Below are 25,660 nucleotides of genomic sequence, written 5' to 3'. Positions count from 1 at the left end.
TACCGGCCCGGTGAGACGCCGAGGGTCCGCCGGCCCGCGGTCTGACGGCCGGGCTCAGGCCGGTTCGAAGAAGCGATCGGGGTCCAGGGTGTTGATCGGCGTCCAGCGCGGCTGTTCGACGACGATCTCCGAATCGCTGTGCGCCGCTTCGAAATACCCCTGGATCTCCAGGGCGAGCCGCGGGTTCTCGTCGATCCGCCGCGCCATGTCGTAGAGCGTCGCCAGCACGTGGACGCAGCGTTCCGTGCGCGCCGAGCACGAGCAGTCGACGGCGGCGAGCACCGGGGCGGGCCGCACCTCTGCCGCGGCGAGCGCGCGGTGCGTCTCGTCGGTCAGCACCGTCGGGTCCGGGATCACCTCGGCGATCGCGGCCACCGCCTGCCGGGACAGCGGCGCGACCTCCAGGTGTGTCACCGACGCCTGCCCGCCGCGGTGGATGTGCGCGCGCACGACGCGGCCTTCGACGGTGGTCTGGACGCCGTGGTTGCGGGCGATGCTGCGGGCGCGGGGCAGCAGCGAATCGGGCCGGGTCTGGCGCAGCGGCTCGGCGAGCCGCACCCAGTCCATGCCCCATGCCGTGTAGCCGAATTCGTTGTCCGCCATCAGTTCTCTCGCTTCCGGCGCAGGATCTCGACGAGCTGGTCGTCGTCGAGGCGGGCCAGCGCGGCGATGCCCGCGGAGTCCGACAGGTCGGTCAGCGCGGACTTACGATCGTGCATGCCCGCGATGTGCTCCTCGACGGTGGTGCCGGAGGTGAGGGTGGTGATGGTGACCGTGCGGGTCTGACCGATCCGGTGCGCACGGTCCGAGGCCTGCGCTTCCACGGCGGGATTCCACCAGCGGTCGAAGTGCACCACGTCGGCGGCGCGGGTCAGGGTGAGGCCGGTGCCTGCCGCCCGCAGGCTCAGTACGAGCACGGGCGGTCCGTCCGCGGACTGGAAGTCGCGCACGATCGCCGCGCGCTGGGCCTGGTTCAGTCCGCCGTGGAAGAACGGCGCGGTGACGCCGAACTGCTCGGCGAGGTGCCGGACCAGCAACTCACCGGTCTGCCGGTACTGGGTGAAAATCAGGGTCGGCGAATCGGTTTCGAGGTTGGTGGCGACGATGTCGGTGCACAGGTCGAGCTTGCCCGAACGGCCGGGCAGCTCGGCGAGATCGCCGGTGATCAGGCCCGGGTGGTTGCACACCTGCTTGAGCGCGGTGAGCGCGGCCAGCACCCGGCTCTGGCGTTGCGCGCCGGAACCGAAGCCGTCGTCGATGGCCCGCTCCAGTAGCTGGTCGTAGAGCTTCTCCTGTTCGGCGGTCAGGTCGCAGAGCAGATCGGTGTGGATCTTCGCGGGCAGCGCGGCGGCGACCTGGAACTTCTTGCGCGCCAGCACGACCGGTTCGATGGTGTCGCGAAGGCGGGCGGCGGCCGCGGCCGAACCCTCCTGGATCGGCCGGACGAAACGGCGGCGGAACTGGCCGCGATGGGCGAACAGGCGCGGCGCGACCAAGTGCAGCAACGCCCACAGCTCCTCGAGGTGGTTCTCCACCGGCGTGCCGGTCAGCGCGACTTTGGCGGGGCTGGTGACGTCCCTGGCGGCCTTGGCGAGCTGCGTGCGCGGGTTCTTCAACGCTTGCGCCTCGTCGAACACCGCTGTCGCCCAGTCTTGTCCGGCGAGGAGGTGGCCGTGCAGCCGCAGCGTCGGGTAGCCGACCACCACGATGTCGCCCGCGGCTACCGCGAGTTCGCCGCCGCGCCAGGTGACCGGGCGCAGTTCCGGTGCGAAACGGGTGATCTCGTGCGCCCAGTTGCCGACCAGCGACGTGGGGCAGACCACGAGCTGAGCGCCCGCCGTGGCGCGTCCGAGCAGAAAACCGATGGCCTGCACCGTTTTTCCGAGGCCCATCTCGTCGGCGAGCACCGCGCCGCCGTACGCCGCGATGGTCTCGGTCAGCCAGCCGACCCCGCGTGCCTGGTAGGGGCGCAGGTCAGCGTGCAGAGCCGTCGCCAGCTCGGCGGCCACCGCCTCGGTGCCGAGCAGGGTGCGCAGGGCGCGGTCGGCGGACACGATCGCGGTGCCCGCGGCGTCCGGTACGGCGTGCGCGGCGGTGGGCAGTGCGCCGACGGGCTCGCCTTCGCGCAGGATTGTCTGCCATACCCGTAGTGCGGAACCCGCGTCGGGCAGCCGCGGTGTCGCCAAGTGGTCGGCGGCCGCCGTCGGGGTCGAGTCGGTCGAGTGCGCCCGATTCGACTGACCGTCCTCGCCGGGCGATCCGTTGCCCAGATCCAGCGCCGCGAGCTCGGCGGGCGAGATCAGCGCGCAGTCGACCTCGGCGATCTCGATGGCCCCGCGCGGCCCGATCGGCAGCGCCAGCTCGAGGGTCTCTCGATCACCGAGTTCGGCGGGCGCGCGTCCGGCGCCACGACCGGTCCATGTCCATAGTGCGAAGAGGTGACGGTCGGGCAGGTAGGTGGCCTGTGTGCTGGGCAGAGCGAACCCCTAGATCCTCGTATGGCGTACGGAGTATGGTGACAACGTACACCGTACCGGGTTTGTTCCGAGGAGTCCCTTGCCCGAGCAGAGCGACGACGATCAGGCCAGGCAACTGCTGCATCTGCTGTGGCGGCAATCGATGCCGCCGCGCACGGGCGGGCGCGGTCCGAAGCAGACGGTGAGCGTCGACGCCGTGGTCGCGGCGGCCGTGGCACTGGCCGACCGCGAGGGGTACGAGAAGGTGTCGATTCGCGCGGTCGCGGCGGAGCTGGGACTGCGGCCGATGAGCCTGTACACCTACGTGCCGAGCAAGGAGGCGCTGACCGTGCTGATGGTCGACGCCGTCGCCGCGGAGGACGTGCCCATCCCCGCGGCGCTGCCGGTGCGCGAGCGGATGGCCGCGATCGCGCGACAGGTCCGCGCCGAGGTGCTGGCGCACCCGTGGCTGCTGGAGGTGTCGCCTTGGCGGGCGGTGCTCGGGCCGGGGCGGATGCGGCGCTACGAGCGTCAGCTGGCGGCCATCGAGGGAATCGGGCTCACCGATCTCGCGATGGATCGGGCCATCGCGGTGCTGACCGAGTTCGCGACCGGGAACGCGCGGATGGCGGTGGCGGCGGCCCGCGGCGCGGCGGAGCTGACCGACGCGCAGTGGTGGGAGCGGTACGGGCCCGAGCTGGCGCGGGTCATGCCGCTCGGCGAGTTCCCGCTCGCCGGACGGGTCGGCGCGGCGGTGGGGGAGCGGTATCAGGCGCCCGCGGATCCGGATGGCGCGTTCGAGTTCGGGCTGGCCCGGTTGCTGGATGGGATCCTCGCCGAACTCGAATGATGTGACCTGGCGCACAGTCGGACACGGTCCGCCGATATCTCGCGCGTGGCCGGAGCGAAGGCGGAAGTACGCCGCTGTGACCTCAACCACAGTGAAGTCCGAACATGCCCGCAGCGGGCGACGTTTCGTCGCCCGCTGCGGGGAAAGCTGTGTTCTGTTGTTCGATGCTGTTGTGTCGGGACGCGAATTCCGGTCAGAGGGCGGGAGCCGACTCCGTGTCGATCACGGCCTCGAGCTCACGCAGCCGATCCATGTGTTCGTTCGCGTGATGCTGGCAGAAGAGCAACTCTCCACCTGCGGGCAGAACGGCACGCACTCGGGCAGCCGCCCCGCAACGGTCGCAACGATCGACCGCGGTCAGTGGGGTGCTTGTCAGGGTTCCTGGCATGACTCCTCCGTCCTGGCTCCCGGCACTACAGTCCGTTCACCTGGTGTGGGGCCCGTGGTCACTCACCACGAGCTCGCTACCGCTACTTCCCAGCAGTGGTATGACTACTCTGTCAGACGTTCGGGACGGGGGCATTGTTCCCGCAAGTGATTCTGTGTGTTTTCTCTAACACGACCTGGGATTTCGCTGATGGCGAACACTCCAGCTCAGGGATCGAACCGCACTCGATCACCCACGAACACGTCTATCCAGTTGGTCTGTTGGGAGATTACCCGTGACGTACGACACTCACACGCTGGTTCACCTTTGTACTTTGCACGAGTGGCGCAACGCACGGCAAACCGGTGCGCACCGGCCGCCCTCGTTGGCCGAGGTCGGATTCGTTCACCTGTCCACGCCGCGGCGGGTGCACCTGCCCGCCAACCGCCTGTACGTGGGACGACGTGACCTGGTGCTCTTGCGCATCGACGCGAAACTGCTCGTGGATCCGGTGAAATGGGAGCTGGGCGTGCCGACGGATCCGGCGTCGATGCTCTTCCCGCACCTGTACGGTCCGCTTCCTGTGAGCACCGTCACATCCGTGGACGAGTATCTGCCCTGCCCGGATGGAACTTTCGCGCCGCTGGCGGAGTGAGCGCCGCCGCTCAGCGCTCGCGCGCCTGCCGCGCCAGGATGGCCGCCTGAACACGGGACCGCACACCGAGTTTCGTGAGCACCCGCGAGACGTGCGTCTTCACCGTGGTCTCCCCGATGAACAGCCGCGCCGCGATCTGCGCGTTGGACAAGCCCTCGCCGAGGCAGTCCAGCACCTCGCGTTCGCGTTCGGTGAGATCGGCGAGCCCGTCCGGTGCGGCGGGTGCGGCGTCGGCGCCGGAGGACGCGAACGCGGCGATCACCGCCCGGGTGACCTCCGGCGCCAGCACGCCGTCGCCCACGGCGACCGCGCGCACCGCGTCGAGGAGTGCTTGTCCCGACGTGGATTTCAGCACGAACCCCGACGCGCCGGCCCGCAAGGCGCGAAAGACGTACTCGTCCAAGTCGAATGTGGTGAGGATGAGCACCCGCGCCAGCGCGTCGGCGGTGATGCGCTCGGTGGCGGTGATGCCGTCCACGCCGGGCATCCGCACGTCCATCAGCACCACGTCGGGACGCAACGCCTTGGCCTGCGCCACCGCGATGTCGCCGTCGGCGGCCTCGCCGATCACCTCGACGCCCTCGGCGCTGTCCAGGATCATCCGCAACCCCGCGCGGATCGCGCCGTGGTCGTCGGCGATCAGCACGCGAATCGTCATGCCACCTCCGCTGTTCGGCTGCCAGACGGTTCGCTCATGCCTCCGCCTCGCCGACGCGCGGCTGCGGCATGCCGAGCGGCAGTCTGGCGCGCACCGACCATCCTCCGGCTTCCGGTCCTGCGGCGAAGCTGCCGCCCAGCGCGGCGGCCCGCTCGCGCATGTTCACCAGGCCGCGGTGCGCCCCTTCGGAATTCGGGGATTCGGCCGAGTTCGCCGGCGCCGGATTGCGCACCGACACGTCGAGTGTCGACGGATCGGCGCGGACAGCGATGTCGACCGGTCGGCCGGGTGCGTGCTTCATCGCGTTCGTCAAGGCCTCCTGGACGATTCGGTAGGCGGCCTGGTCCACCGCGCTGGGCAGCACGGCCCCGTCGAGCGAATCGGCAACGCGCACCGTCGTTCCCGCCGACCGGGCGGCGTCCACCAGGATCGGCAACTGGGCCAGGGTGCGCGGCGCGGCGGGCTCGTCCTCGCTCCCGTCGTCGCGGCGCAGCAGACCGATCATGGTCCGCATCTCCTGGAGCGCGTTGACGCTGTTGGCCCGGATCGAGCCGAGGATCCCGGCCATCGCGGTGTCGGAGTTCTCGCGGGTCAGCACGCCGAGCGCCGCCTCGGACTGGAGCGCGATGGCCGAGAGGTGCCCCGCGATGACGTCGTGCAGATCGCGCGCCATCGTCTTGCGCTCGTCGGCGATGGCGGCGCGCCGATCCAGCTCGGCCACCAAGGCCATCGCCTGCCCCCGCGCGCGTTCGGCTTCGGCGATCTCCTTGTGCGTGCGCACCGACAGCGCCCACCAGATCGGCGTGCCGACGAACGCGGCCGCCGCGGCGACCGAGAGCACCAGCGCCCGCCAGTCAGCGGTGCCGACGAAGACCCCGATCGTGATCACCGTCGTCAGCCCGACGCAGCCGATCGTCACCCAGCGCGAGACGGCGCGCGTGCCGTAGAGGACGGCCGCGTAGATCAGATCCGAGTAGACGATCCACACCGGCACCGTCGGGCCGAGCGCCAGATCGATGCCGACCGGCACCGCGCCCGCCGCCAGCGCCACCAGCGGCGCGCGCCGCCGCAGCAGCGTCGCGGCGCACAGCAGCGCGAGCACACCGAACCGGGTGCCCAGGGACGAGGCGAGGCTCGCCTGGGTCGTCGGATAGAACCCGGACAGATACAGGAACGCGCCGAAGGTGAACGCGAAGAGCGCGACCAACGCGTCCTGCGCGGTCGCCGACAACGCGCGCCACTGCTTCACCGACCCATCACAGCACACCCGTCGAGGGGTGCGGGTCCGCCGAAGTGATGACGCGCGAACGATCCGACGGCCGACATGGCGCACCCTGGCGGGCACGAGACTCGCCCATAGCGTTGCTCGCCGGTGACGCGCTGATCGAGTTTCCGTGGTCTGCGCCCGAACCTGCGCGGGGCTTCAGGCCGATTTCGTTCGGCTGGGGCTACGCTGAACGAGTGAACGTCGACGTCACCGCACTACCCGGCATCGGGGTACGCAAGGACTTCGAGGCCCGGTCGGGCCGCCGGATCGGCGTGGTCGACCATCGGGACGGAAGCATCGATCTGATCGTCTCCAAGCTCGACGACCCCGACGCCTGCGCCGCGCAGGTGCCGCTGACGAGCGACGAGGCGGCCGTGCTCGCCAATCTGCTCGGCGCACCGCAACTGGTGGCCAAGCTCCGCGAGGACCACCGCGACCTGCCCGGTATCACCACCCGGCAGCTGCCGATCGCCGAGGAATCGCCGTACGAGGGCCGCACGCTCGGCGAGACGGCGATGCGCACCCGCACCAAGGTCTCGATCGTCGCGGTGATGCGGGCGGGTCAGCTGCACCCGTCGCCCGGACCCGATTTCACCTTCGCCGCAGACGATCTGCTCGTGGTCGTCGGTACTCCCGACGGCCTGGACGCCGCCGCGAAGATCCTCTCGCACGGTTGACCCGTGAACACGACCGCGCTCGCCCTGCTCGAGCTCGGAGCGGTGTTTTTCGCTCTCGGCATGCTGGGCCGGGTGGCGGGACGGGTCGGCATGTCGCCGATCCCGCTCTATCTGCTCGGCGGATTGGCGTTCGGGTCGGGCGGGTTCATCGATCTCGCCGAGGCCGACGAGTTCGGTCATGTCGCGGGCGAGATCGGCGTGGTGCTGCTGCTTCTGCTGCTCGGACTGGAATACACCGCCGCCGAGTTGGTGACCGGTCTGCGACGGTCGTGGCCCGCGGGCGTGGTCGACATCGTCGTCAACTCGATTCCTGGCGTGGTGGTGGCGCTGCTGCTCGGCTGGGGCCTCGTCGGCGCGCTCACCATGGGCGGGATCACCTACATCTCGTCCTCGGGCATCGTCGCCAAGGTGCTCAACGATCTCGGTCGGCTCGGTAATCGGGAAACCCCGGTCGTGCTCTCGATTCTGGTGTTCGAGGACTTGGCCATGGCGGTCTACCTGCCGATCCTCACCACCCTGCTGGCCGGCCTCAGCTTCATCAGCGGACTGCGGGGGCTCGGCATCGCACTCGCGACGATCACCATCGTGCTGGTGGTGGCGCTGCGCTACGGCCGCTACGTCTCGGCCATCGTGGACAGCTCGGACAACGAGGTGTTCCTGCTCAAATTGCTCGGAGCGGCGCTGCTGGTGGCCGGAGCCGCCTCGGCGCTGAACGTCTCGGCGGTGGTCGGGGCGTTCCTGCTCGGCATCGCGATCTCCGGGTCGACCGCGCACCAGGCCGCGAAACTGCTGGAGCCGCTGCGGGATCTGTTCGCGGCCATCTTCTTCGTCGCCTTCGGGCTGAGTACCGACCCGCGCGCGATCCCGCCGGTACTCGGCTGGGCGGTGCTGCTCGCCGTGGTGACCACGGTGACCAAGGTCGCGACCGGCTGGTGGGCCGCCCAGCGGCAGGGCATTCGGCGGATGGGCCGGGCCAGGGCGGGCGCCGCGTTGGTGGCGCATGGCGAGTTCTCGATCGTCATCGCGGGTTTGGCGGTGACCGGCGGCGCGGTCGCCGGCGAACTGGCCGCGCTCGCCTCGGCCTACGTACTGCTGATGGCGGTGTTCGGCCCCATCGCGGCACGAGTGGTGGAGCCACTGGTGGCCTTCGTGAAACCCGAGCCGGGTCCCGCGGTCACCTCCTGAGGGGGACGGAAGTCCAGCGCACGGCCGGAGCGGAGTCAGGGTTCGTGGTCCTGCGTCGCGGCACGTTCCCGTTCGACGCGGGGCGACTCCGAATGGCGATTCGCGCGCTACCTCCGACGCGGAACGTCGTGCGTCGTCGGCCAATACGGTGTCCCCGTGACCGGCGCGGCGGAGATCGCGGCCGACTGCGGACCGGGCTCGAGATCGGGCGCGGGGTGCTCGGCGGCTTGGTGCACGGGAGCCACGTGCGGTGGGAGCGAGGGCACGAGATCTTCGGCGGTCGGTCGCGCGGTGGACGGGGACAGCGCCGCGAGATGCTCCGGGGTGACGTGCACCGCGGCGGGGCGAGGTGGTGGCGGCGGTGCGAGATAGTCGGCGGCGGAACGCGCGGGGGGCACGCGGGGCTTGGGCAGCGGGGCGAGGTCCTCGGCGGCGGGACGGACGGTGGCCGCGCGCAGCGGCGGCAGCTCGATATCGCGCTCGATCGCGGTGAGGCTGACGGCGATCAGCAGCAGCATGGTCACGATGCTGATGCCGACGATCAGCGGCGCGAGCAACTGCATCGCTCCCGTCCCAGCGACCGGCCCGCCATGGCCCGAGCCGTGCGCGTGCGCGTGCATCGACGCCATGCCCGTGTAGTGCATGCCGCACACGGCAAGGCCCATGATCCCCGCCGCGCCGGTGGTGGCGAGAAAACCGTTGACCCGCAACGTGAACCACAGCGCCACCGTCGCCGCGACCACCGCGATGGCCACCGAGAGCGCCACCATCGGAAGCTTGTAGCCGATGGTCGCGTTGGACTTCATCGCGAACATGCCGATGTAGTGCATGGCCGCCACGCCGAGACCCATGACGGCGCCGCCCGCGAGCAGGGCGACCAGCGTCGGCTGCGGGGTGACCACCACGAACAGCCCGATGCCGACCACCACGATCGCGGTCGCCGCACTGAGCAGGGTGAGCGGGACGTCGTAGCGGATCTCCGCTCCGGCGATCGAAAAGCCGAGCATCGCAATGAAATGCATGACCCAGATGCCGGTTCCGCCGATCGCGAACGCGGCGAGCACCAGCCAACCGGCCCTACCTCGACCAGCCCTGGCCCGCGCGGCGCACTGCAATCCGAGCAGCGATCCGGTGAAGGACATGATGTAGGCCAGCAGCGGTGTCAACGACCCGTACGTGAAGTGGTGAATGTCGAGCACATGAACCCCATGGCCGGGCCGAGACCGCCCGGCGATTGAAAACGTGTGCGTCAGACAGTACGGCAGCGGACCGCGCAAAACCGAGTTCCCCGAAGTGTTTTGAATCACTTTTCAGTTTTGTTCCATCTGGAAAGTGGTATGGGACAGCGCAATACCCCACGGCGAACGACAACGGGCCCGCATCCCCGCCACGCCGCCGAAATGGCAAGTGGCACAAGGAATGCGGGCCCGTAGGTCCGTGCGTATCAGTCCAGGTAGTCGCGCAGCACCTGGGAGCGGCTGGGGTGGCGCAGCTTGCTCATGGTCTTGGACTCGATCTGGCGGATGCGCTCACGCGTGACGCCGTACACCTGGCCGATCTCGTCGAGGGTGCGCGGCTGGCCGTCGGTGAGGCCGAAGCGCAGCCGGACCACGCCCGCCTCGCGCTCGGACAGCGTCTCCAGCACCGACTGCAGCTGGTCCTGCAGCAAGGTGAAGCTCACCGCGTCGACCGCGACCACGGCTTCGGAGTCCTCGATGAAGTCGCCGAGCTGGCTGTCGCCCTCGTCGCCGATGGTCTGGTCCAGCGAGATCGGCTCGCGCGCGTACTGCTGGATCTCGAGGACCTTCTCCGGCGTGATGTCCATTTCCTTGGCCAGCTCCTCCGGGGTGGGCTCGCGGCCCAGGTCCTGGAGCAGCTCGCGCTGGATGCGGCCGAGCTTGTTGATGACCTCCACCATGTGCACCGGGATGCGGATGGTGCGGGCCTGGTCGGCCATGGCGCGGGTGATGGCCTGCCGGATCCACCAGGTGGCGTACGTGGAGAACTTGTAGCCCTTGGTGTAGTCGAACTTCTCCACCGCGCGGATCAGACCGAGGTTGCCCTCCTGGATCAGGTCCAGGAACGCCATGCCGCGGCCGGTGTAGCGCTTGGCCAGCGACACGACGAGTCGCAGGTTGGCCTCGAGCAGATGATTCTTGGCCCGGTTGCCGTCGCGCACGATCCAGTTGAAATCGCGGCGCATCGCGACGGGCAGCTTCTCGCCCGCCTCGGCGAACTCGCGCACCTTCTCCGCCGCGTAGAGGCCGGCCTCGATCCGCTTGGCGAGCTCGACCTCCTCCTCGGCGTTGAGCAGCGCGACCTTGCCGATCTGCTTGAGGTAGGCGCGCACCGAGTCGGCGGAGGCGGTGAGTTCGGCGTCCTTGCGGGCCTGCCGCAGCGCCTCGGACTCCTCCTCGTCCCAGACGAAATCGCCGGAGGCCTTGTCCTTCTCCGACGGCTCCTCGGCGCCCTCGGCTTCCTCGTCCTCGGCGACGTCCTCGGCCGTGTCGTCCGCCAAGTCCGCGTCTTCGGCGAGATCGCCTTCGTCGACCTCCAGATCGTCCAGATCCTCGAGATCGAGAGCCTCGTCCTCCAACGCCTCTTCGGCGCCGGGCTCGCCGTCGGGGCCCGCCTTCTTGGTGGCGGCCTTCTTCGCGGGCGCCTTCTTCGCGGCGGCCTTCTTCGCGGGCGCCTTCTTGGCAGCGGCCTTCTTGGCCGGTGCCTTCTTGGCGGCAGCCTTGCGGACCGGCCGTGCTGCGGTTACATCTGTGGAGTCGGCGTCGGCCGATTCGGCGGTCTGACGGGTCGTGGCTACCACGTACGCCCTTTCGTGACGGTCTCGTGCGGCGTCACGCCAGAGTGGTGTTCCGGCGGAGCGGTCTGTCGGGTTTCACCGGCGGAGGGCCGGTCGGGTTTCTCCGGCTCACCGCCGGGCATGTTCCATTGTAACGATCCAACCAGGGTACTCACGGCACGATGCCAGTTGTCGCACGCCCGCCTCGAGCGTGTTCCGCGTCGTCGCCGACCCGTCGCCCGCGCGCCGCCGAGCAGGTCACGGGACTACGCCCGAGGCGATCGCCATGGCGGCGCCGACGATACCCGCGGTGTTGCGCAGCCGGGCGGGAACCACCGGAGTCCGATTGGTCAGCAAAGGAATCCACTGGTCCGAATCGCGGCTGATGCCCCCGCCCGCGACGATCACCTTCGGCCAGAAGAGGTTCTCCAGACCGATCAGTACGGTGCTGACCTCCGCGGCCCACTGCTCGTAGCTGAGACCCTCGCGATCCTTGATCGAGGCCGCGGCGCGGTGCTCGGTCTCCATGCCGCCGACCTCGAGGTGGCCGAGTTCGGTGTTGGGCACCAGCGTGCCGTTGTAGAGCAGCGCCGACCCGATGCCGGTGCCGAAGGTCAGCAGCAGCACCAGCCCGTCGAAATCCCTTGCCGCGCCGTAGCGGTCCTCCGCGAGCCCGGCCGCGTCCGCGTCGTTGAGCACCGTGACCGATCTACCGCCGAGGGCCGCCGAGAACAGGGTGCGCGTGTCGGTGCCGATCCAGGTCTTGTCGATGTTGGCGGCGGTGCGCGCCACGCCTTCCAGGACGACGGAGGGCAGCGTGATGCCCACCGGGCCGGGCCAGTCGGCCTCGGCGACCAGCTTGGCCACCGCGTCGGCGACGGCGTGCGGTGTCGACGGATGCGGGGTCGCGATCTTGATCCGCTCGTGCAACAGCTCGCCGGTGGCCAGGTCCACCGCGGCGCCCTTGACGCCGCTGCCGCCGATATCGATACCGAATGCGTGCCCCCGAGCGGACATGGCTAACCCCTCGTTCCCTTAGCTGGCCGGTTGTGATCACAGCGCCCGCCGCACCGGGTCCACGCGGCCGCCTGCGGGCGGGTGCGGTGGGGTGCCCGACGACGGCGCTGTGTCGTGCACGACAAGAGTAATGCGCGATCGAGGCTGCGCACGTGGAAGCATCTGTGATGCGATGGACGGCGTGCCGGAATCCAGTACCCGAGTAGCCGAAGAGTCCGCCGCCGAGACCGGGGGGACCGCGTCCGAACTCCGCCGCGTGGCGGTCGAGCTCGCCGAACGAGCCGCGGCCCATGTCCGCGCCCGCCGCCCCGAGGTGTTCGGCCCGGCCGGAGCCGTGACCGACGGCGCCGTGCGGGCCAAGGGCCACGCGACCGATCCGGTGACCGTGGTGGACACCGAGAGCGAGGAACTGATCCGCGCGCTGCTCGCCGAGCGGCGGCCGGGCGACCCGATCGTGGGCGAGGAAGGCGGCGGCAGCATGACCGTCGACGACGACGCGGTGCACTGGGTCGTCGACCCGATCGACGGGACCGTCAACTTCCTCTACGGCGTCCCCGGCTACGCGGTCTCGGTGGCGGCGATGCGCCACGGAAGGTCCGTCGCGGGCGCGGTGGTGGACGTCGCGCGGGCGGTGACCTACAGCGCCGGGCTCGGCTTGGGAGCCACGGCGACGGCCGCCGACGGCACGGTCGAACAGTTGCGGTGCAACCCGGTCGAGGATCTCTCGATGTCGTTGGTGGCCACCGGTTTCGCCTACGGCGCGCACCGGCGCGCGCGGCAGGCCGAAATGGTCGGGCGGGTACTGCCGAGGATCCGCGACATCCGCCGCTTCGGCGCGGCCTCGCTCGACCTGTGCAACGTGGCCGCCGGGCGCGTCGACGCGTACTACGAGCACGGGCTGCACGCCTGGGACTGGGGCGCGGGCGCGCTGATCGCCGCGGAAGCGGGCGCGCGTCTGACGCTTCCGCCCGCGACCGCGTCCGGCGCGGCGGGCGATCTCGTCGTCGCCGCGGCGCCGGGCATCGCACGGGAACTCGGCGAACTGCTCGCCGAAGTGGGCGCGACGGAGCCGATCCCGGATCGGTGATCCGGGATCGCGGCGCCGGGAGTGTCGGCTCGGCGCCGGGTCGGAAATGCGCGGCTAGCGCGGCGTCAGCAGTGCGCGGAGCGTGCGGCGTCGAGCAGTTCGGAGTCGATCGCCGTGCTGGCGCCTGGCGCCGGGTTCTTCAGCGAACGCAGCACCTCCTCGGCGTCGTTGCTCGGCCGCAGATCCCGGAACAGCGAACCGAGCACCAGGTCCACGCTGTCGTCCTCACGCTGATCCTCGATCAGCTCGGCGCACGGCGCGACGAGTTGCACCGACGCCGCGGCGGGCCTGCCGTTCACGCCGAAGCGGATCTGCCCGGTGCATTCCAGGTCGCCGTTGACGTATATCGAATCGTTGCCGTACTGCGTGCCGGGTGCGCTCGCGAAGCCGAGATCACCGAGCTGCGCCGCGACGTGCGCGGCCTGGCCACGCTGGTTGTTCGCGTTCAGCACGCGCACCTTGCTCGCCGCGAGCGGTGCGGGTTCCACATCCTCCAGCCGCGACGCGCCGACCCGCTGACCCAGCTTGGGCGCCGGGGCCGCGCCCGGATCGCTGGCGGGACTCGGCGAGTTGCAGGCCATCGCGGTGGTGTCGGTGTCCTGCGTCGTCAGCGCCTTGATCCACACGATCGCGCAGATCAGCGCCATGACGCCGAGCATGATGAGCCAGGGTTGGGGGCGGCGCCGAGCGTAGGGTCGTCCCTGTGAATCCGAAGCGCTGCCTTCGGTGATCAGTGAAACCACGAGCCACACTCTACGAAAATGTCGCGAAGCCGGTGCGGAAGGTCTCGGCGAGTTCCAGCGTTGGTGTCGATTCCCCGACAGTTTCGACTCGGCTGTGTTTTGATTGCGACTTTTGTCGCGCGGTCCGCTATTGTCTGGCGGCCCAGATCGAATCACCAGCGGCGAAAACGGTGGGTCGGTCGCGGGAACAAGTAGGGCATGTCCTGCGTTTACCGAGCGCTACCGGGTATGGATCCTAGTGATCCCCCCTGATAGGTGACCGGTGCACGTGTGATGTGCACCACCGGCGGGGCGGTGCGGGCGCTCGATTCCGGCGAGGAATCGGAGTGGCGGCAGCCGGTCCGGGATATACGGAGTAAGGACGAGGGGAAGACGACATGGCAACCGACTATGACGCACCGCGGCGCACCGAATCCGACGATGTGTCGGAAGATTCGCTGGAGGAGCTGAAGGCTCGTCGCAACGAGGCGCAGTCCGCCGTCGTGGATATCGACGAATCCGATACCGCGGAGTCGTTCGAGCTTCCCGGCGCGGATCTGTCCGAGGAAGTGCTCTCGGTTCGGGTGATTCCGAAGCAGGCCGACGAGTTCACCTGTTCCAGCTGCTTCCTTGTTCACCACCGCAGCAGGCTGGCCAGCGAGGCAGGCGGCCAGATGATCTGCATGGATTGCGCCGCCTGATAGTTCGCGGGACGCGGAATCCGGCCGGACCGCGGGTTCGGCCGAAGGTAACTGTCAGCCCGCGCTCGGCAGCCCGAGCGCGGCAAGGACCTTCTCTGGTCGGCGCGTACTGATCAACCAGTACGGCGTCGGATCATCGGGGTCGTCGAGGACCAACAACACCATCGGACCGATCCAGGGACGATGTTGCACATACGCGGCGGGATCGAGCTGGCGGCCGAGGGCCGCGCTCTTCGCGGAGGGGGCGACCACCGCCGCGCGAGACACGAAATTCACCGGTAGGTGCGCGCGGTCGACGCGCAATTCCGGTGTGCCCGAGGCGTCGGCGTTCACCGCCAGCTTGTGGCGGCTCAACCACACCAGCACCCAGGCCGCGACCGGGAACAGCAGAACATAGGGCAGCCAGGCCCGGATTCCCGGTGCGCCCATGTGGATTTCGGCGGCGAGCAACCCGGCGATGCCGAACCCGACCGGCCACCACCACAGCGGTACCCAGAGCCGCTCGACGTATGGCCGGCGGGCCTGTTTCTCGTTGTCCGTCACCGAAGGGTTGGGCCTGTCCGACACGACTCAACAGTAGGCCACCGTCCCGCCAGGCGAACGCCGAGGTACGCGTAGGCTCGACCAACGTGAGCGCACTTTCACCGATACCCCTGCTGCGGCTGGATCCGGGCATTCCCGTGCCGACGCGCGCCCATGCGGGCGACGCCGGCGTGGACTTGTGCACCACCGAGGACGTCATCCTGGAGCCGGGGGAGCGGGTGCTCGTCGGCACCGGCGTCGCCGTGGCGCTGCCGGTCGGCACGGTCGGGCTGATCCATCCTCGGTCCGGGCTCGCCGCCAAGACCGGGCTGTCGGTGGTGAACACGCCGGGGACCGTGGACGCGGGCTACCGGGGTGAGATCAAAGTGTGTCTGATCAATCACGATCCGCGCACGCGCATCGAGTTGCGCCGTGGCGACCGGATCGCGCAGCTGCTCGTGCAGCGGGTCGAGCTGGTGGACTTCGTCGAGGTCGATCAGCTCGACGACACGACGCGGGGTGCGGGCGGCTACGGGTCCAGCGGCGGTCACGCCAGCTTGGGCGCGGAGACCGACGGGGTGAGCCGGGTGACCGGCCGGGAGGCGTGAGGCGACGATGTTCGGAAAGAGAAAGAAGCGGTCGGACCGGTTCGAGGACCAGTACGACGAATACGGCGCCGAGTACGACGACGTGGACTACGACGCCGAGTACGACGAGCTGTCCTACGACGAATTCGCCGAGGACAGCGCCGGTTTCGCGGAACGCCCGGAGGGCGAGCGGACCGGCCCCTACGACTACGACGAAGTGGCCGAGCTGCTCGAAGGAGTCGTCGATCAGCGCCTCGACCTGGGTTCGGTCATCCTTCCGGTGCCGCCGGGCGGCCAGCTACAGGTCGAGATGACCCCGGACGGCACTCCGCAGGCGGTGCACCTGGCCACCGAGCACGGCCGCATCACCGTCGCCGCCTATGCCGCGCCCAAATCGCCGGGCCAGTGGCGGGCGGTGGCGGCCGACCTCGCCGACTCGCTGCGCAAGGACGGCGCGCGGGTCGCGGTGGAGACCGGTCCGTGGGGACGGGAAGTCCTGGCCATCACGGAGGGCGCCGACCTGCGCTTCATCGGCGTGGACGGCTACCGCTGGATGGTGCGCCTGGTCGCGGCGGGCCCCTCGGGCGCGGTGAACGACGGCACGCCGCTGGTGTCCGCGGCGCGGGCGATCCTCAGCGAGACGGTCATCCGGCGCGGCACCGATCCGCTGCCGGTGCGCGATCCGCTGCCGGTCGTCCTGCCGCAGCAGCTCGCCGAGCAGCTGGCCGCCGCGCACCACGCGCAGATCGAGGCGCAACAGCAGCAGCTGGCCGCCCAGGCCGCCGCGGCCCAGAACCCGGTGCCCGCCCAGCCGCAGACGCTGCCGCCCCAGCCGCGCCGCGGCGCCGACGGCTCCGCGATGCAGCAGCTCGGCCTGAACTGATCGCTTCGCACCCGCCTCGCGGAGGTTGTCCGCACTGCGAGGCGGGTGGACGGTCTCCTGCCGCAACGGCGTGGCCCGTCCGGTCTCGGCGAGGAGTTCGCCCACGGGCCGCGGTGCGGAAGACCGGCCCGTCAGCGGAAGACCGGCCCGTCAGCGGAAGGCCGGCCCGTCAGTCGAATGCCGTGAATCCGAGGCGGCCCAGGATCGCCGGGTCGGCGCCCAATTCGTCCAGCGTGGTGCGGAACAGCCGGGCGCCGGGGATGAGATCGGCCCACTCCTCGGCTACGGCGAGCGGGTGGACCGGGTCGTCGGTCGCGGTGACGACCGCGACCGGCACGTCCAGCGTGGCGAGGCGGTCGGTGCTCGGCCACTTGTAGTCGGCGGCTTCCTCGAGGGCTTGCGGCAAGTGCGGCCACTGGGAACGCCAGGACTGGGTCAAGGCGTCGGCCAGCCAGCGCGGGCTGCTCGCGCGCATCCGGGCGATGACCGTCTCCAAGCCGTCGGCGCGCAGTTGCTCGGCGGTCACGGCGGCGCTGAGCGCGGCAGGGCAACGGGCGGTGTCCGAGCCCGTCCATGCGGGCAGCGCGGCGACGACGCCCGCGACGGATTCCGGGTGCGCGCCCGCCCATTCCAGCGCGATCGCCGCGCCGAGCGAGATGCCCGCGGCCAGTACCGGGCCCCGCGCGGCGGCGGCGTCCAGCGCGGCGTGGCAGCTGGCCACGACCGCCCGCGGATCCGGCTCCACGGCAATCGATTCGAACCCGCGGGCGACGCTCGCCGGGCCGAAGGCGCGCCGGGCGAAATCGGCGTCGGAGCCGGTGCCCGGCAGCGCGACGACAAGCGGAACCGCAGGTCGTGTGGCCGTCGTGACATGTGTGGAGTCGAACACCGGGTCGAGCGTAGCGGGGGTGACCGTAGGCATCTACAGTGGCGGGTGTACGGCCAACAGCCGGTCGTCACCGAACAACCACGATGGCGTGAGACCCGCGCCATCTGTGCAGCAGGAGAGCGTGTAATGCCATCCGCAGCCTCAGGGTATTTTCGACGTCTGGGCCGCAGGCTTACCGAGGACATCGACAGACTCGATGCCGAGGAGCTGGCCGAGACCGCAGAGGCGTCGGGCGCGTGTCGGGCGTCGGAGTGTCGTCGCGGTGACGAAGCGACGATGCTCGGTCGTCTACGAAGTGTGGAGGCCTGCCCCAAGTCGGTGGGCGCCAGTGTTCAGGCAGAATTCTTCGACGGCACCGACGCCATCACACTCGTGTGGATCGGCCGCCGGCGCATCCCCGGCATCGAACCGGGGCGGCGAATTCTGGTCCGCGGCCGGGTCGGTGACCGCGACGGCCGTAAGGTGATCTTCAACCCCTACTACGAATTGCGCGGGAACAGCTGACACGTATGCCATCGAGCAACGACCACGGCGCCGATCTAGGCACGCCGACCGATATCGAGCGACCGATCGACGCCGCGGCTCGCAGGCGTACGGACGACCGTCCCGCCTCGGCCGAAGAGGCCGTGCGTGAGGAAGCCGCCCAACAGACGCTGCTCGAGCAGTTGGGCGGATTCAGCGGCCTGATCTACTCGACGTTGCCAGTGCTCGTCTTCGTCCCGGTGAACACCCTCGCCGGGCTCACCGCCGCGATCTGGGCGGCGCTGGGCGTCGCGACCGCCGTGCTCGTGTGGCGGCTGGTGCGACGCGATCCGGTGCAACCCGCCATTTCCGGCTTCCTCGGCGTCGGCGTCTGCGCGCTGATCGCCTACCGGGTCGGCGAGGCCAAGGGTTTCTTCCTGTTCGGCATCTACACCAGCCTGATCTACGCGGGCGTGTTCCTCGCCTCGATCCTGGTGCGCCGGCCGCTGGTCGGCGTGATCTGGGGCGTGCTGAACGGCCACGGCTCCGGCTGGCGCGCCGACCGCAGGGCGCTGCGCCTCTACGACCTGGCGACCGCCACCTTCGTCGTGGTCTTCGCCGCCAGGTATCTGGTCCAGTCCGAGCTCTACGACACCGACCGCACCGGTTGGCTCGCCGTCGCCCGCATCGCCATGGGCTGGCCGCTGACCGCCGTCGCCTTCGCGGTCACAATCTGGGCCGTGCGCCGGGCGGGTCATCTGCCGCGTGCCAAGGCCGAAACCGCCTGATACGGAACAGGGGTGGGGTCCGCCCCACCGCCGAGGTGGGGCACTCTCCACCCTGGGGTACCTGGTTGGTGCGCCGAGTTCATCGGACGATCGTTTGCAACACGAGAAACGCAACGATCGGCTAGAAAGGACTCGGACATTGGCTACCGAGCACAAGGTTTCGACCACCAAGACCCACGCCCACCCCAGCCCCGCGCTGTCGGAGAGCCGCCGGGTGGCGGCCGAATTGGACAAGCTGATCGGCCCCGCCGCCGCGGGCGACAAGCACGCGGTGTCGGAGATCGTGCGGGTAGTGCACCCGCTGGTCCGCCGCTACACCGGCGCCCGTCTCGGCAACACCGCCCACCTGCACGTCACCGCCGACGACGTGGTGCAGGAGATCCTGCTGGCCACCGTCAACGCCATCCCGCGCTACCGGGATCAGGGCAAGTCCTTCCTGGCCTTCGTCTACGGCATCGCGGCCAACAAGATCGCCGACGCGTTCCGGCGCTCGCAGATGCACCCGACCTATCCCGTCGCGGACGTCCCCGACTCCCCGTCGGCGGCCGCGGGGCCGGAAGAATGGGCGCTCGCGCTCGAACGCCGCTCGGCCACCAGGGAATTGATGAAGATACTGGCTCCCGCGCACCGCGAGGTGCTGGTGATGCGGATCGTGCTCGGCTGGTCGGCCGCGCAGACCGCGGAGGCCATCGGCACCAGCCCCGGCGTCGTCCGGGTGATGCAGCACCGCGCCCTCAGCAAGCTGCGGGCGCAGCTGCAGCCGGTGGCCTGAGCCCGAACCGCGGCAGCAAACCGTATCGGGGTGTTATGGCTTGATGCCGTGGTCGGCCAGCGCCACCCGCAGATCTTCCTCGGCTTCCACCGAGGTCACGAACAGCAGCTCGTCCTCGCCCTCGAAGGGATCGTCGGCCTGCGGGACGATCACCCGGCCGCCGCGCAGGATCGTCACCAGCGCGGCGTCGCGGGGCAGGGTCAGGGTGCGGACGGGCTTGCCCGCCAGCGCGGTGTCGGCGGGCAGGGTGATCTCCACCAGGTTCGCCTGCCCTTGGCGCAGCGTCATCAGGCGGACCAGGTCGCCCACCGAGACCGCCTCCTCGACCAGCGAGGCGAGCAGGCGCGGCGTGGAGACCGCCACGTCGACGCCCCACGACTCGTCGAAGAGCCATTCGTTGCGCGGGTCGTTGACCCTGGCGACCACGCGGCGCACGCCGAACTCGGTCTTGGCGAGCAGGCTGTGCACCAGGTTCGCCTTGTCGTCGCCGGTGGCCGCGATGACCACCTCGTAGGTCTCCAGCCCGGCTTCCTCCAGCAGCGCGAGTTCGCACGCGTCGGCGTGCACCCAGACGGCGTCCGGAATGGCTTCCGCGTCGATGTGGTCGAGCTGACGCTCGATCAGCATCACCGTGTGTCCGCTGCGTAGCAGTTCGCGGGCAATCGATCGGCCGACGGCGCCTGCCCCGGCGATGGCCACCTTCATGATCAGTCCTCGCTAGCGGGGGGCTTGACGGCCAGCGCGACGACCTCGCCGACGCTGCCCGAGTTCGCGGCCACGTAGACGATGTCGTCGGCCTGGACGATGGTCTTGCTGTCGGGCAACAGGCCTTGGCCGAACCGGATGATGAACGCCACCCGGACGGAGATCGCGCGCTCCAGATCGCGCACCGTCCGCCCGTACCAGTCCTCGTGCAGCGTCAGCTGGGTCACCGCGACCGTTCCGGTGGGATCGCGCCAGGTCGTCGTGCTGGAATCGCCGACGAGGGTGCGCAGGAAACGGTCGGTGGTCCACGGCACCGTGGCGATGGTCGGGATGCCGAGCCGCTCGTACACCGCGGCGCGCTTGGCGTCGTAGATCCGGGCGACCACGCGCTCGACGCCGAAGGTCTCGCGGGCCACCCTTGCGGAGATGATGTTGGAGTTGTCGCCGGAGGAGACCGCGGCGAACGCCTCGGCCCGCTCGATTCCGGCGCGGGTCAGCACATCTCGGTCGAAGCCGACGCCGACCAGGCGCTCGCCGGGGAAATCGTCACCCAGCCGCAGGAACGCGCTCGGATCCCGGTCGATCACGGTGACCTCGTGGCCAACCCGGACCAGGGCGCGGGCCAGCGACGAGCCGACGCGACCGCATCCCATGATCACTACGTACACCGTGCAACCTCGCTCCTGGACCTGGCGTTCGGTCTACTCACCTGTCCGCAGAACCGTACCCGCCCTGTGTGTCCATGGCCCACTTTCCCCCTTCGGGGGGCGGGCAAACCTCTTTGTGACCCGCGGGCCTGCGCAGACGCGCATCGATACCCCGCGGGCGATCGAGGGCCAGGGGATCTATGCTCGCTTCAGTGTCCAAGTTGACGACGGCAGCCAAGCGGATGCTGCTGGGCAGGCCCTTTCGTAGCGATTCGCTGGGGCACACACTGCTGCCCAAGCGAATCGCGCTTCCGGTGTTCGCCTCCGACGCCATGTCGTCGGTCGCGTACGCGCCGGAGGAGATCTTTCTCGTGCTGTCGGCGGCCGGTATCTCGGCCTACGTCTACACGCCCTGGGTAGGTCTCGCCGTCGCGTTCGTGATGGCCGTGGTGGTGGCCAGCTACCGCCAGAACGTGCACGCCTACCCGTCCGGCGGCGGCGACTACGAGGTCGCGACCACCAACCTCGGCCCCACTGCGGGACTCACGGTCGGCAGCGCCCTGCTGGTGGACTACGTGCTCACCGTCGCGGTGTCGATCTCCTCGGCCGCCTCCAACATCGGCTCGGCCATTCCCTTCGTGGCCACCCACAAGGTGCTGTTCGCGGTGGTGGCCATCGCGCTGCTGACCGCGATGAACCTGCGCGGCGTCCGGGAATCGGGCACCGCGTTCGCGATCCCGACCTACGCGTTCATCTTCGGCATGTTCGTCATGCTCGGCTGGGGCCTGTTCCGCACCGTGGTGCTCGGGGAGGAACTGCGGGCCGAGTCGTCCGGATTCGGCCTCGCCGCCGAGGACGAGCACCTCTACGGCGTGGCCTTCGCCTTCCTGCTCGCGCGCGCCTTCTCCTCCGGCTGTGCCGCGCTGACCGGTGTCGAGGCGATCAGCAACGGCGTGCCCGCCTTCCGCAAGCCCAAGTCGCGCAATGCCGCGACCACGCTGCTGCTGCTGGGCAGCATCGCGATCACGCTGCTGATGGGCATCATCATCCTGGCGCAGAAGATCGGCATCGTGTACGCCCACGACACCCACAACCTGATCGGCGCGCCCGACGACTACCACCAGAAGACGCTGATCGCCCAGATCGCCGACACGGTGTTCCAAGGCTTCCCGATCGGGTTCTTCTTCATCACCATCGTCACCGCGCTGATCCTGGTGCTGGCCGCCAACACGGCCTTCAACGGCTTCCCGGTACTCGGTTCGATTCTGGCGCAGGACCGCTACCTGCCGCGCCAGCTGCACACCCGCGGTGACCGGCTGGCCTTCAGCAACGGCATCCTGTTCCTGTCCGGCGCGGCGATCGCGTTCGTCGTCGTCTTCGGGGCCGAGGTCACCAAGCTCATCCAGCTCTACATCGTCGGCGTGTTCGTCTCGTTCGTGCTCAGCCAGACCGGCATGCTGCGGCACTGGACGAGGCTGCTGCGCACCGAGACCGATCCGGCGCAGCGGGCCAGGATGCAGCGTTCCCGGGTGATCAACGCGGTCGGCCTCAGCGCCACCGGCGCGGTGCTGATCATCGTGCTCATCACCAAGTTCTTCGCGGGCGCCTGGATCGCGATCCTGACCATGGTCTCCATCTTCGTGGTGATGAAGAGCATCCGCCGCCACTACGACTCGGTCGCCAGGGAACTCGACGAGCACGAGTGGGACGGCGTGCTGCCGAGCCGTTCGCATTCGATCGTGCTGGTCTCCAGGCTGCACCTGCCGACACGGCGCGCGCTGGCCTACGCGCGCGCCACCCGCCCCGACACGCTCGAGGCGATCACGGTGAACGTCGACGAGGCCGACACCAGGGCGCTGGTGCGGGAATGGGAGAAGAGCGATATCACCGTGCCGCTCAAGGTGATCGAATCGCCCTACCGCGAGATCACCAAGCCGGTGCTGGACTACGTCAAGCGGGTGCGCCGTGACGCTCCGCGCGACGTGGTGACGGTGTTCATTCCCGAGTACGTCGTCGGCCACTGGTGGGAGCAGGTGCTGCACAACCAGAGCGCGCTGCGGCTCAAGGGCAGGCTGCTCTTCGAGCCCGGTGTCATGGTGACCTCGGTGCCGTGGCAGCTGAGCTCGTCGACGACGCGGGCCGGACAGGCGGGCGAGATCAACGCGCCGGGCGCGGTACGGCGCGGCTACGAGGATCGGGTATGAACGCGCCGCAGCCCTGCCCGAGCGGGTCCGTCCGATGACCGACTGGTTCGGCAGGACCTTCGACCTGCGGCTGGGCCCGCCCGGACACGGCGGGTTCTGCGTCGGCAGGCACGAGGGCCGGGTCGTGTTCGTGCGGCACGGGCTGCCCGGTGAGCTGGTGCGCGCCACGGTCACCGAGGACCGCGGCGGTTCGTTCTGCCGTGCCGACGCCGTGCAGGTTCTGGAGCCTTCGCCGGACCGAGTGCCGCCGACCTGCCCGGTGTCGGGGCCGGGCGGCGCGGGCTGCTGCGATTTCTCGCACGCGACGCCCGCCGCGCAGCGGGAGCTGAAGGCGATGGTGGTCGCCGAGCAGTTGCGCAGGCTCGCGGGGATCGAGCGCGAGATCGTCGTCGAACCGATCGCCGGTTATCCGGACGACGCGAGCGGCGGCTGGCGTACCAGGATCCGGCTGCCGGTCGACGCCGAGGGGCGGGCCGGTGTGCACCGCTATCGCAGCACCGAGGTGATCGCGGATCTGCGCTGCCCGCAACCGGTTTCGGGTGCGATGAACGGCATCGCCGACCGGATCTGGACGCCGGGCGCGGATCTGGTCGTCGCGGTGGACGGGGACGGTGTGCGGCACCTGGTGGAACTGCCGCCCGCCGAGCAAGTGACCGCCCGGCGGGGGCGGCGGCACGGTGGCGGACCGCGGGGGCGGCGCGGCGGGAACCAGGGCTCGGAGCGGCCGCGCGGTGCCGCGGGACCCTCGGGCCGAGCGGAGGAGCGGGTCGAGGATCCGGAGGAGGCGCGCCGCGAGGCGGTGGCGCGCCGCGCCGCGACGCACGCCGCCCGCGACGAATGGGTGGTCGACGGCACCGGGCGGGCCGTGGAGTACGTCGCCGGCCGGCGCTGGGAGATCGCGGCGACCGGGTTCTGGCAGGCGCATCGCCTTGCGGCGCAATGTTATTCGGACGTGGTAGCGGACTGGTCGGGTCTCTACCACGGTGACCTGGCCTGGGATTTGTACAGCGGTGCAGGGGTTTTCGCGGCGCGCCTGGCGGATCGAGTAGGCGCGCGGGGCTCGGTGCTCGCGGTGGAGTCGGCGCGTTCCGCCGTGGCCGACGGACAGGCCGCATTGCACGACCTGCCCTGGGTGGATCTGCGCGCGGAACGTGTCGAACGCTGGCTGACCGAGCATGTGGGCGGCGCCGCGCCACGGGCCGTGGTACTGGATCCGCCGCGCGCGGGTGCGGGCAAGGAGGTGGTCGCGGCGGTGGCCACGGCCGCTCCCGCCCGCATCGTCCACGTCGGCTGCGACCCGGCCGCGTTCGCCCGCGACCTGGGCCTCTATCGATCGCACGGCTACCGCCTCGTCGACCTGCGCGCCTTCGACGCCTTCCCCGCGACCCACCACGTGGAATGCCTTGCGCTGCTGGAGCGCTGACCGGCCAGGGTGCAGTAGCGGCGGGATCCGGACGACCGCGGGTCGGCGTAGAGTCGGCGCCGGGAGTCCCTGCGCCAGTGGGGGACTGGTCGACCTTCGGGAGGGCGTCGTGATCCATCACGTGCAGGTGAGCTGTCCGCCGGGATCCGAGGACGCGCAGCGCGCGTTCTACACCGATGTGCTCGGCTGGCCAGAGCTGCCGAAACCGCCGCTGCTGGCGGCGCGCGGCGGCTGCTGGTTCCGGGTGCCCGGCCACGGTGGACCCGACGGCGAGCTGCACGTGGGCGTAGAGGCCGACTTCCGCCCGGCCGCCAAGGCACATCCCGCATTCGTCGTCGACATCGACGCGACGGCCGAGGCGGTCGCGAGCGCGGGTCATCCGGTGCGCTGGGCCGATCCCGCCGAAATCCCGGGGCGCCGCCGCTTCTTCACCGAGGACGGCGTCGGCAATCGGCTCGAGTTCCTGGCGGACTGAACACCGGATTCGTTCCCTCGGGTCGCGGCGGACATGGCCGAGCCAGAGCTCCGTCCGGTCAGTGTTCGTAATGGGGTGGACGGCGGTCGCGGCGGGCGCGGATGGCCTCGTCGAAGTTGTCGGTGGTGAGGCGGACGTAGAGCTGGGCGAGGCCCTCCTGCTGCATATGTGACTCGAAGCTGCTCGCCTCCAGTCCGCTCCACAGCATCCGCTTGGTGAGCTCGGTGCCGACCCGGCTGAAGCCGATGATGCGTTCGGCGAGGTCGTAGCAGGTGTCGAGGAGTTTCGCGGTGGGCACGGTCCGCGAGACCAGACCGATCCGCTCGGCCTCGACGGCGTCGACGTCGCGTCCGGAGAGCATGATCTCGAAGGCGCGCGCGGAGCCGATGGCGCGCGGCAGCAGGAAGCTCATGCCGAGCTCGGTCGAGGTGAGGCCGTTGTTGATGCCCGCGGCGCGGAAATACGCGTCCTCGCCGGCGACGCGGATGTCGGCGCCGACCGCGAGGCAGAACCCGCCGCCGATGGCCGCGCCGTTGACCGCGGCGATCACCGGCTGGTGCATCCGGCGCAGCGTGATCATCACGTCGTTGAGCAGGTCCATCGAGCGACGCGCGACCGTAGTGGGAGTGAGCCCCGCCGTGTTCGGCACCCGCCCGGCGCCTTGGAGGTCGGCGCCCGAACAGAAGCCTTGTCCTGCACCGGTCAGCACCACCACGCGGACGTCGTTGTCGGCGCTCACCTGCTCGAGCGCCTCGCGCAGCGGGATCATCACATCGAAGGCCATGGCGTTCATCCGGTCCGGCCGGTTCAGCGTCACCAGCGCGATATGCGGCCGCGGCCGGTCGACGAGCACGAAGGACATGGCGG

28 protein-coding genes are annotated in these 25,660 nt (G+C 70.0%); 14 read left to right on the top strand and 14 right to left on the bottom strand.

The annotated features are described in order from the left end of the window. Positions 1 to 54: 54 nt before the first annotated feature. Positions 55 to 603, bottom strand: a complete 549-nt coding sequence (locus T333_RS25655) for a hypothetical protein (protein ID WP_496426090.1) — start codon at positions 601 to 603, stop codon at positions 55 to 57. Next, positions 603 to 2,453: a DEAD/DEAH box helicase gene (locus tag T333_RS25650; RefSeq protein ID WP_496426133.1), complete on the bottom strand. Its 1,851-nt coding sequence runs from the start codon at positions 2,451 to 2,453 to the stop codon at positions 603 to 605. Before T333_RS25650 ends, T333_RS25655 begins: the two co-directional genes overlap by 1 nt. Positions 2,454 to 2,619: 166 nt before the next feature. Here T333_RS25650 and T333_RS25645 point away from each other — a divergent pair, with 166 nt between their 5' ends. Continuing rightward, a complete protein-coding gene (locus T333_RS25645; RefSeq protein ID WP_496426132.1) occupies positions 2,620 to 3,306 on the top strand; it encodes a TetR/AcrR family transcriptional regulator in 687 nt (228 codons plus the stop codon). A 193-nt stretch (positions 3,307 to 3,499) separates the two neighbouring features. Here T333_RS25645 and T333_RS25640 read toward each other — a convergent pair whose 3' ends face one another. After that, a complete protein-coding gene (locus T333_RS25640) occupies positions 3,500 to 3,694 on the bottom strand; it encodes a DUF7455 domain-containing protein (RefSeq protein WP_029903635.1) in 195 nt (64 codons plus the stop codon). A gap of 274 nt (positions 3,695 to 3,968) precedes the next feature. Here T333_RS25640 and T333_RS25635 point away from each other — a divergent pair, with 274 nt between their 5' ends. Next, entirely contained in the window at positions 3,969 to 4,328 is a 360-nt protein-coding gene (locus tag T333_RS25635; protein ID WP_496426089.1) for a DUF952 domain-containing protein, read from the top strand. A 10-nt stretch (positions 4,329 to 4,338) separates the two neighbouring features. Here the strand turns inward: T333_RS25635 and T333_RS25630 are convergent, their stop codons facing one another. Then, positions 4,339 to 4,986 (bottom strand): response regulator, encoded by a 648-nt coding sequence (locus T333_RS25630; protein ID WP_357256417.1) that lies wholly within the window; start codon positions 4,984 to 4,986, stop codon positions 4,339 to 4,341. Positions 4,987 to 5,020: 34 nt separating this feature from the next. Then, positions 5,021 to 6,235: a sensor histidine kinase gene (locus T333_RS25625; protein ID WP_496426088.1), complete on the bottom strand. Its 1,215-nt coding sequence runs from the start codon at positions 6,233 to 6,235 to the stop codon at positions 5,021 to 5,023. Between the two features lie 212 nt (positions 6,236 to 6,447). Between T333_RS25625 and T333_RS25620 the strand changes: the two genes are divergently transcribed. Together T333_RS25620 and T333_RS25615 are read left to right on the top strand one after the other, a co-directional pair. Further along, on the top strand, positions 6,448 to 6,930 hold the full coding sequence (locus tag T333_RS25620; protein WP_354999589.1) for a cation:proton antiporter regulatory subunit: 483 nt from the start codon (positions 6,448 to 6,450) through the stop codon (positions 6,928 to 6,930). A 3-nt stretch (positions 6,931 to 6,933) separates the two neighbouring features. After that, positions 6,934 to 8,115, top strand: coding sequence for a cation:proton antiporter (locus tag T333_RS25615; protein ID WP_354999590.1), 1,182 nt, complete (start codon positions 6,934 to 6,936; stop codon positions 8,113 to 8,115). 107 nt (positions 8,116 to 8,222) lie between these two features. Here the strand turns inward: T333_RS25615 and T333_RS25610 are convergent, their stop codons facing one another. The 3 genes from T333_RS25610 to ppgK form a co-directional block, all read right to left on the bottom strand. After that, positions 8,223 to 9,314 carry an MHYT domain-containing protein gene (locus tag T333_RS25610; protein WP_496426087.1) on the bottom strand — a complete coding sequence of 364 codons (1,092 nt, stop codon included), beginning with the start codon at positions 9,312 to 9,314 and terminating at the stop codon, positions 8,223 to 8,225. A gap of 245 nt (positions 9,315 to 9,559) precedes the next feature. Continuing rightward, positions 9,560 to 10,933: an RNA polymerase sigma factor gene (locus T333_RS25605; protein WP_354999592.1), complete on the bottom strand. Its 1,374-nt coding sequence runs from the start codon at positions 10,931 to 10,933 to the stop codon at positions 9,560 to 9,562. A 234-nt stretch (positions 10,934 to 11,167) separates the two neighbouring features. After that, the gene (ppgK, locus tag T333_RS25600) at positions 11,168 to 11,926 is read right to left on the bottom strand and encodes a polyphosphate--glucose phosphotransferase (protein WP_354999593.1); all 759 of its coding nucleotides are present in this window, start codon (positions 11,924 to 11,926) and stop codon (positions 11,168 to 11,170) included. Between the two features lie 172 nt (positions 11,927 to 12,098). Here ppgK and T333_RS25595 point away from each other — a divergent pair, with 172 nt between their 5' ends. Beyond that, positions 12,099 to 13,013: an inositol monophosphatase family protein gene (locus tag T333_RS25595; protein ID WP_496426086.1), complete on the top strand. Its 915-nt coding sequence runs from the start codon at positions 12,099 to 12,101 to the stop codon at positions 13,011 to 13,013. Positions 13,014 to 13,078: 65 nt separating this feature from the next. Here the strand turns inward: T333_RS25595 and cei are convergent, their stop codons facing one another. After that, positions 13,079 to 13,756: an envelope integrity protein Cei gene (gene cei, locus T333_RS25590; protein WP_354999595.1), complete on the bottom strand. Its 678-nt coding sequence runs from the start codon at positions 13,754 to 13,756 to the stop codon at positions 13,079 to 13,081. Between the two features lie 377 nt (positions 13,757 to 14,133). Between cei and T333_RS25585 the strand changes: the two genes are divergently transcribed. Further along, on the top strand, positions 14,134 to 14,436 hold the full coding sequence (locus T333_RS25585) for a DUF4193 domain-containing protein (protein WP_067779587.1): 303 nt from the start codon (positions 14,134 to 14,136) through the stop codon (positions 14,434 to 14,436). 54 nt (positions 14,437 to 14,490) lie between these two features. Here the strand turns inward: T333_RS25585 and T333_RS25580 are convergent, their stop codons facing one another. Beyond that, a complete protein-coding gene (locus T333_RS25580) occupies positions 14,491 to 15,003 on the bottom strand; it encodes a DUF3093 domain-containing protein (RefSeq protein ID WP_354999596.1) in 513 nt (170 codons plus the stop codon). Positions 15,004 to 15,065: 62 nt separating this feature from the next. On the opposite strand from T333_RS25580, the gene dut reads away from it, so the two are divergent. Further along, on the top strand, positions 15,066 to 15,566 hold the full coding sequence (dut, locus tag T333_RS25575; RefSeq protein ID WP_354999597.1) for a dUTP diphosphatase: 501 nt from the start codon (positions 15,066 to 15,068) through the stop codon (positions 15,564 to 15,566). Between the two features lie 7 nt (positions 15,567 to 15,573). Further along, complete coding sequence (locus tag T333_RS25570) at positions 15,574 to 16,428, top strand: DUF3710 domain-containing protein (protein WP_496426085.1); 855 nt, start codon at positions 15,574 to 15,576, stop codon at positions 16,426 to 16,428. A 169-nt stretch (positions 16,429 to 16,597) separates the two neighbouring features. Here T333_RS25570 and T333_RS25565 read toward each other — a convergent pair whose 3' ends face one another. Next, positions 16,598 to 17,317, bottom strand: coding sequence for an alpha/beta fold hydrolase (locus T333_RS25565; RefSeq protein WP_357256423.1), 720 nt, complete (start codon positions 17,315 to 17,317; stop codon positions 16,598 to 16,600). 126 nt (positions 17,318 to 17,443) lie between these two features. On the opposite strand from T333_RS25565, the gene T333_RS25560 reads away from it, so the two are divergent. From T333_RS25560 to T333_RS25550, 3 genes are all read left to right on the top strand, one after another. Then, positions 17,444 to 17,821 (top strand): OB-fold nucleic acid binding domain-containing protein, encoded by a 378-nt coding sequence (locus T333_RS25560; RefSeq protein WP_354999863.1) that lies wholly within the window; start codon positions 17,444 to 17,446, stop codon positions 17,819 to 17,821. A 5-nt stretch (positions 17,822 to 17,826) separates the two neighbouring features. Further along, the gene (locus T333_RS25555) at positions 17,827 to 18,567 is read left to right on the top strand and encodes a DUF3159 domain-containing protein (protein ID WP_354999600.1); all 741 of its coding nucleotides are present in this window, start codon (positions 17,827 to 17,829) and stop codon (positions 18,565 to 18,567) included. Positions 18,568 to 18,706: 139 nt separating this feature from the next. Continuing rightward, positions 18,707 to 19,339, top strand: a complete 633-nt coding sequence (locus tag T333_RS25550; RefSeq protein ID WP_357256424.1) for a sigma-70 family RNA polymerase sigma factor — start codon at positions 18,707 to 18,709, stop codon at positions 19,337 to 19,339. 33 nt (positions 19,340 to 19,372) lie between these two features. Here T333_RS25550 and T333_RS25545 read toward each other — a convergent pair whose 3' ends face one another. Together T333_RS25545 and T333_RS25540 are read right to left on the bottom strand one after the other, a co-directional pair. Further along, a complete protein-coding gene (locus tag T333_RS25545; protein ID WP_354999602.1) occupies positions 19,373 to 20,044 on the bottom strand; it encodes a potassium channel family protein in 672 nt (223 codons plus the stop codon). 2 nt (positions 20,045 to 20,046) lie between these two features. Continuing rightward, the gene (locus T333_RS25540) at positions 20,047 to 20,712 is read right to left on the bottom strand and encodes a potassium channel family protein (RefSeq protein ID WP_354999603.1); all 666 of its coding nucleotides are present in this window, start codon (positions 20,710 to 20,712) and stop codon (positions 20,047 to 20,049) included. A gap of 191 nt (positions 20,713 to 20,903) precedes the next feature. Between T333_RS25540 and T333_RS25535 the strand changes: the two genes are divergently transcribed. The 3 genes from T333_RS25535 to T333_RS25525 all read left to right on the top strand — a co-directional run bounded on the left by T333_RS25535 (position 20,904) and on the right by T333_RS25525 (position 24,793). After that, positions 20,904 to 22,895 carry an APC family permease gene (locus T333_RS25535; protein ID WP_354999604.1) on the top strand — a complete coding sequence of 664 codons (1,992 nt, stop codon included), beginning with the start codon at positions 20,904 to 20,906 and terminating at the stop codon, positions 22,893 to 22,895. 34 nt (positions 22,896 to 22,929) lie between these two features. Further along, the gene (locus tag T333_RS25530; protein ID WP_496426084.1) at positions 22,930 to 24,318 is read left to right on the top strand and encodes a class I SAM-dependent RNA methyltransferase; all 1,389 of its coding nucleotides are present in this window, start codon (positions 22,930 to 22,932) and stop codon (positions 24,316 to 24,318) included. A gap of 109 nt (positions 24,319 to 24,427) precedes the next feature. After that, positions 24,428 to 24,793: a VOC family protein gene (locus tag T333_RS25525; RefSeq protein ID WP_496426083.1), complete on the top strand. Its 366-nt coding sequence runs from the start codon at positions 24,428 to 24,430 to the stop codon at positions 24,791 to 24,793. Between the two features lie 58 nt (positions 24,794 to 24,851). Here T333_RS25525 and T333_RS25520 read toward each other — a convergent pair whose 3' ends face one another. Further along, on the bottom strand, positions 24,852 to 25,655 hold the full coding sequence (locus T333_RS25520; RefSeq protein ID WP_357256427.1) for an enoyl-CoA hydratase: 804 nt from the start codon (positions 25,653 to 25,655) through the stop codon (positions 24,852 to 24,854). Positions 25,656 to 25,660: the final 5 nt, after the last annotated feature.

The organism is Nocardia sp. CNS-044 (assembly GCF_059570515.1).
This window is presented reverse-complemented; position numbering and strand designations above follow the sequence as displayed.

Bases quoted from the DNA above. Each gene is read 5' to 3' on its own strand.
- T333_RS25655 (WP_496426090.1), bottom strand. From the start codon at position 603: ATGGCGGACAACGAATTCGGCTACACGGCATGGGGCATGGACTGGGTG.
- ppgK (WP_354999593.1), bottom strand. From the start codon at position 11,926: ATGTCCGCTCGGGGGCACGCATTCGGTATCGATATCGGCGGCAGCGGC.
- T333_RS25570 (WP_496426085.1), top strand. From the start codon at position 15,574: ATGTTCGGAAAGAGAAAGAAGCGGTCGGACCGGTTCGAGGACCAGTAC.
- T333_RS25530 (WP_496426084.1), top strand. From the start codon at position 22,930: ATGACCGACTGGTTCGGCAGGACCTTCGACCTGCGGCTGGGCCCGCCC.
- T333_RS25545 (WP_354999602.1), bottom strand. From the start codon at position 20,044: ATGAAGGTGGCCATCGCCGGGGCAGGCGCCGTCGGCCGATCGATTGCC.
- T333_RS25585 (WP_067779587.1), top strand. From the start codon at position 14,134: ATGGCAACCGACTATGACGCACCGCGGCGCACCGAATCCGACGATGTG.
- T333_RS25645 (WP_496426132.1), top strand. From the start codon at position 2,620: ATGCCGCCGCGCACGGGCGGGCGCGGTCCGAAGCAGACGGTGAGCGTC.
- T333_RS25560 (WP_354999863.1), top strand. From the start codon at position 17,444: ATGCCATCCGCAGCCTCAGGGTATTTTCGACGTCTGGGCCGCAGGCTT.
- T333_RS25595 (WP_496426086.1), top strand. From the start codon at position 12,099: ATGGACGGCGTGCCGGAATCCAGTACCCGAGTAGCCGAAGAGTCCGCC.
- T333_RS25520 (WP_357256427.1), bottom strand. From the start codon at position 25,655: ATGTCCTTCGTGCTCGTCGACCGGCCGCGGCCGCATATCGCGCTGGTG.
- T333_RS25630 (WP_357256417.1), bottom strand. From the start codon at position 4,986: ATGACGATTCGCGTGCTGATCGCCGACGACCACGGCGCGATCCGCGCG.
- T333_RS25640 (WP_029903635.1), bottom strand. From the start codon at position 3,694: ATGCCAGGAACCCTGACAAGCACCCCACTGACCGCGGTCGATCGTTGC.
- T333_RS25555 (WP_354999600.1), top strand. From the start codon at position 17,827: ATGCCATCGAGCAACGACCACGGCGCCGATCTAGGCACGCCGACCGAT.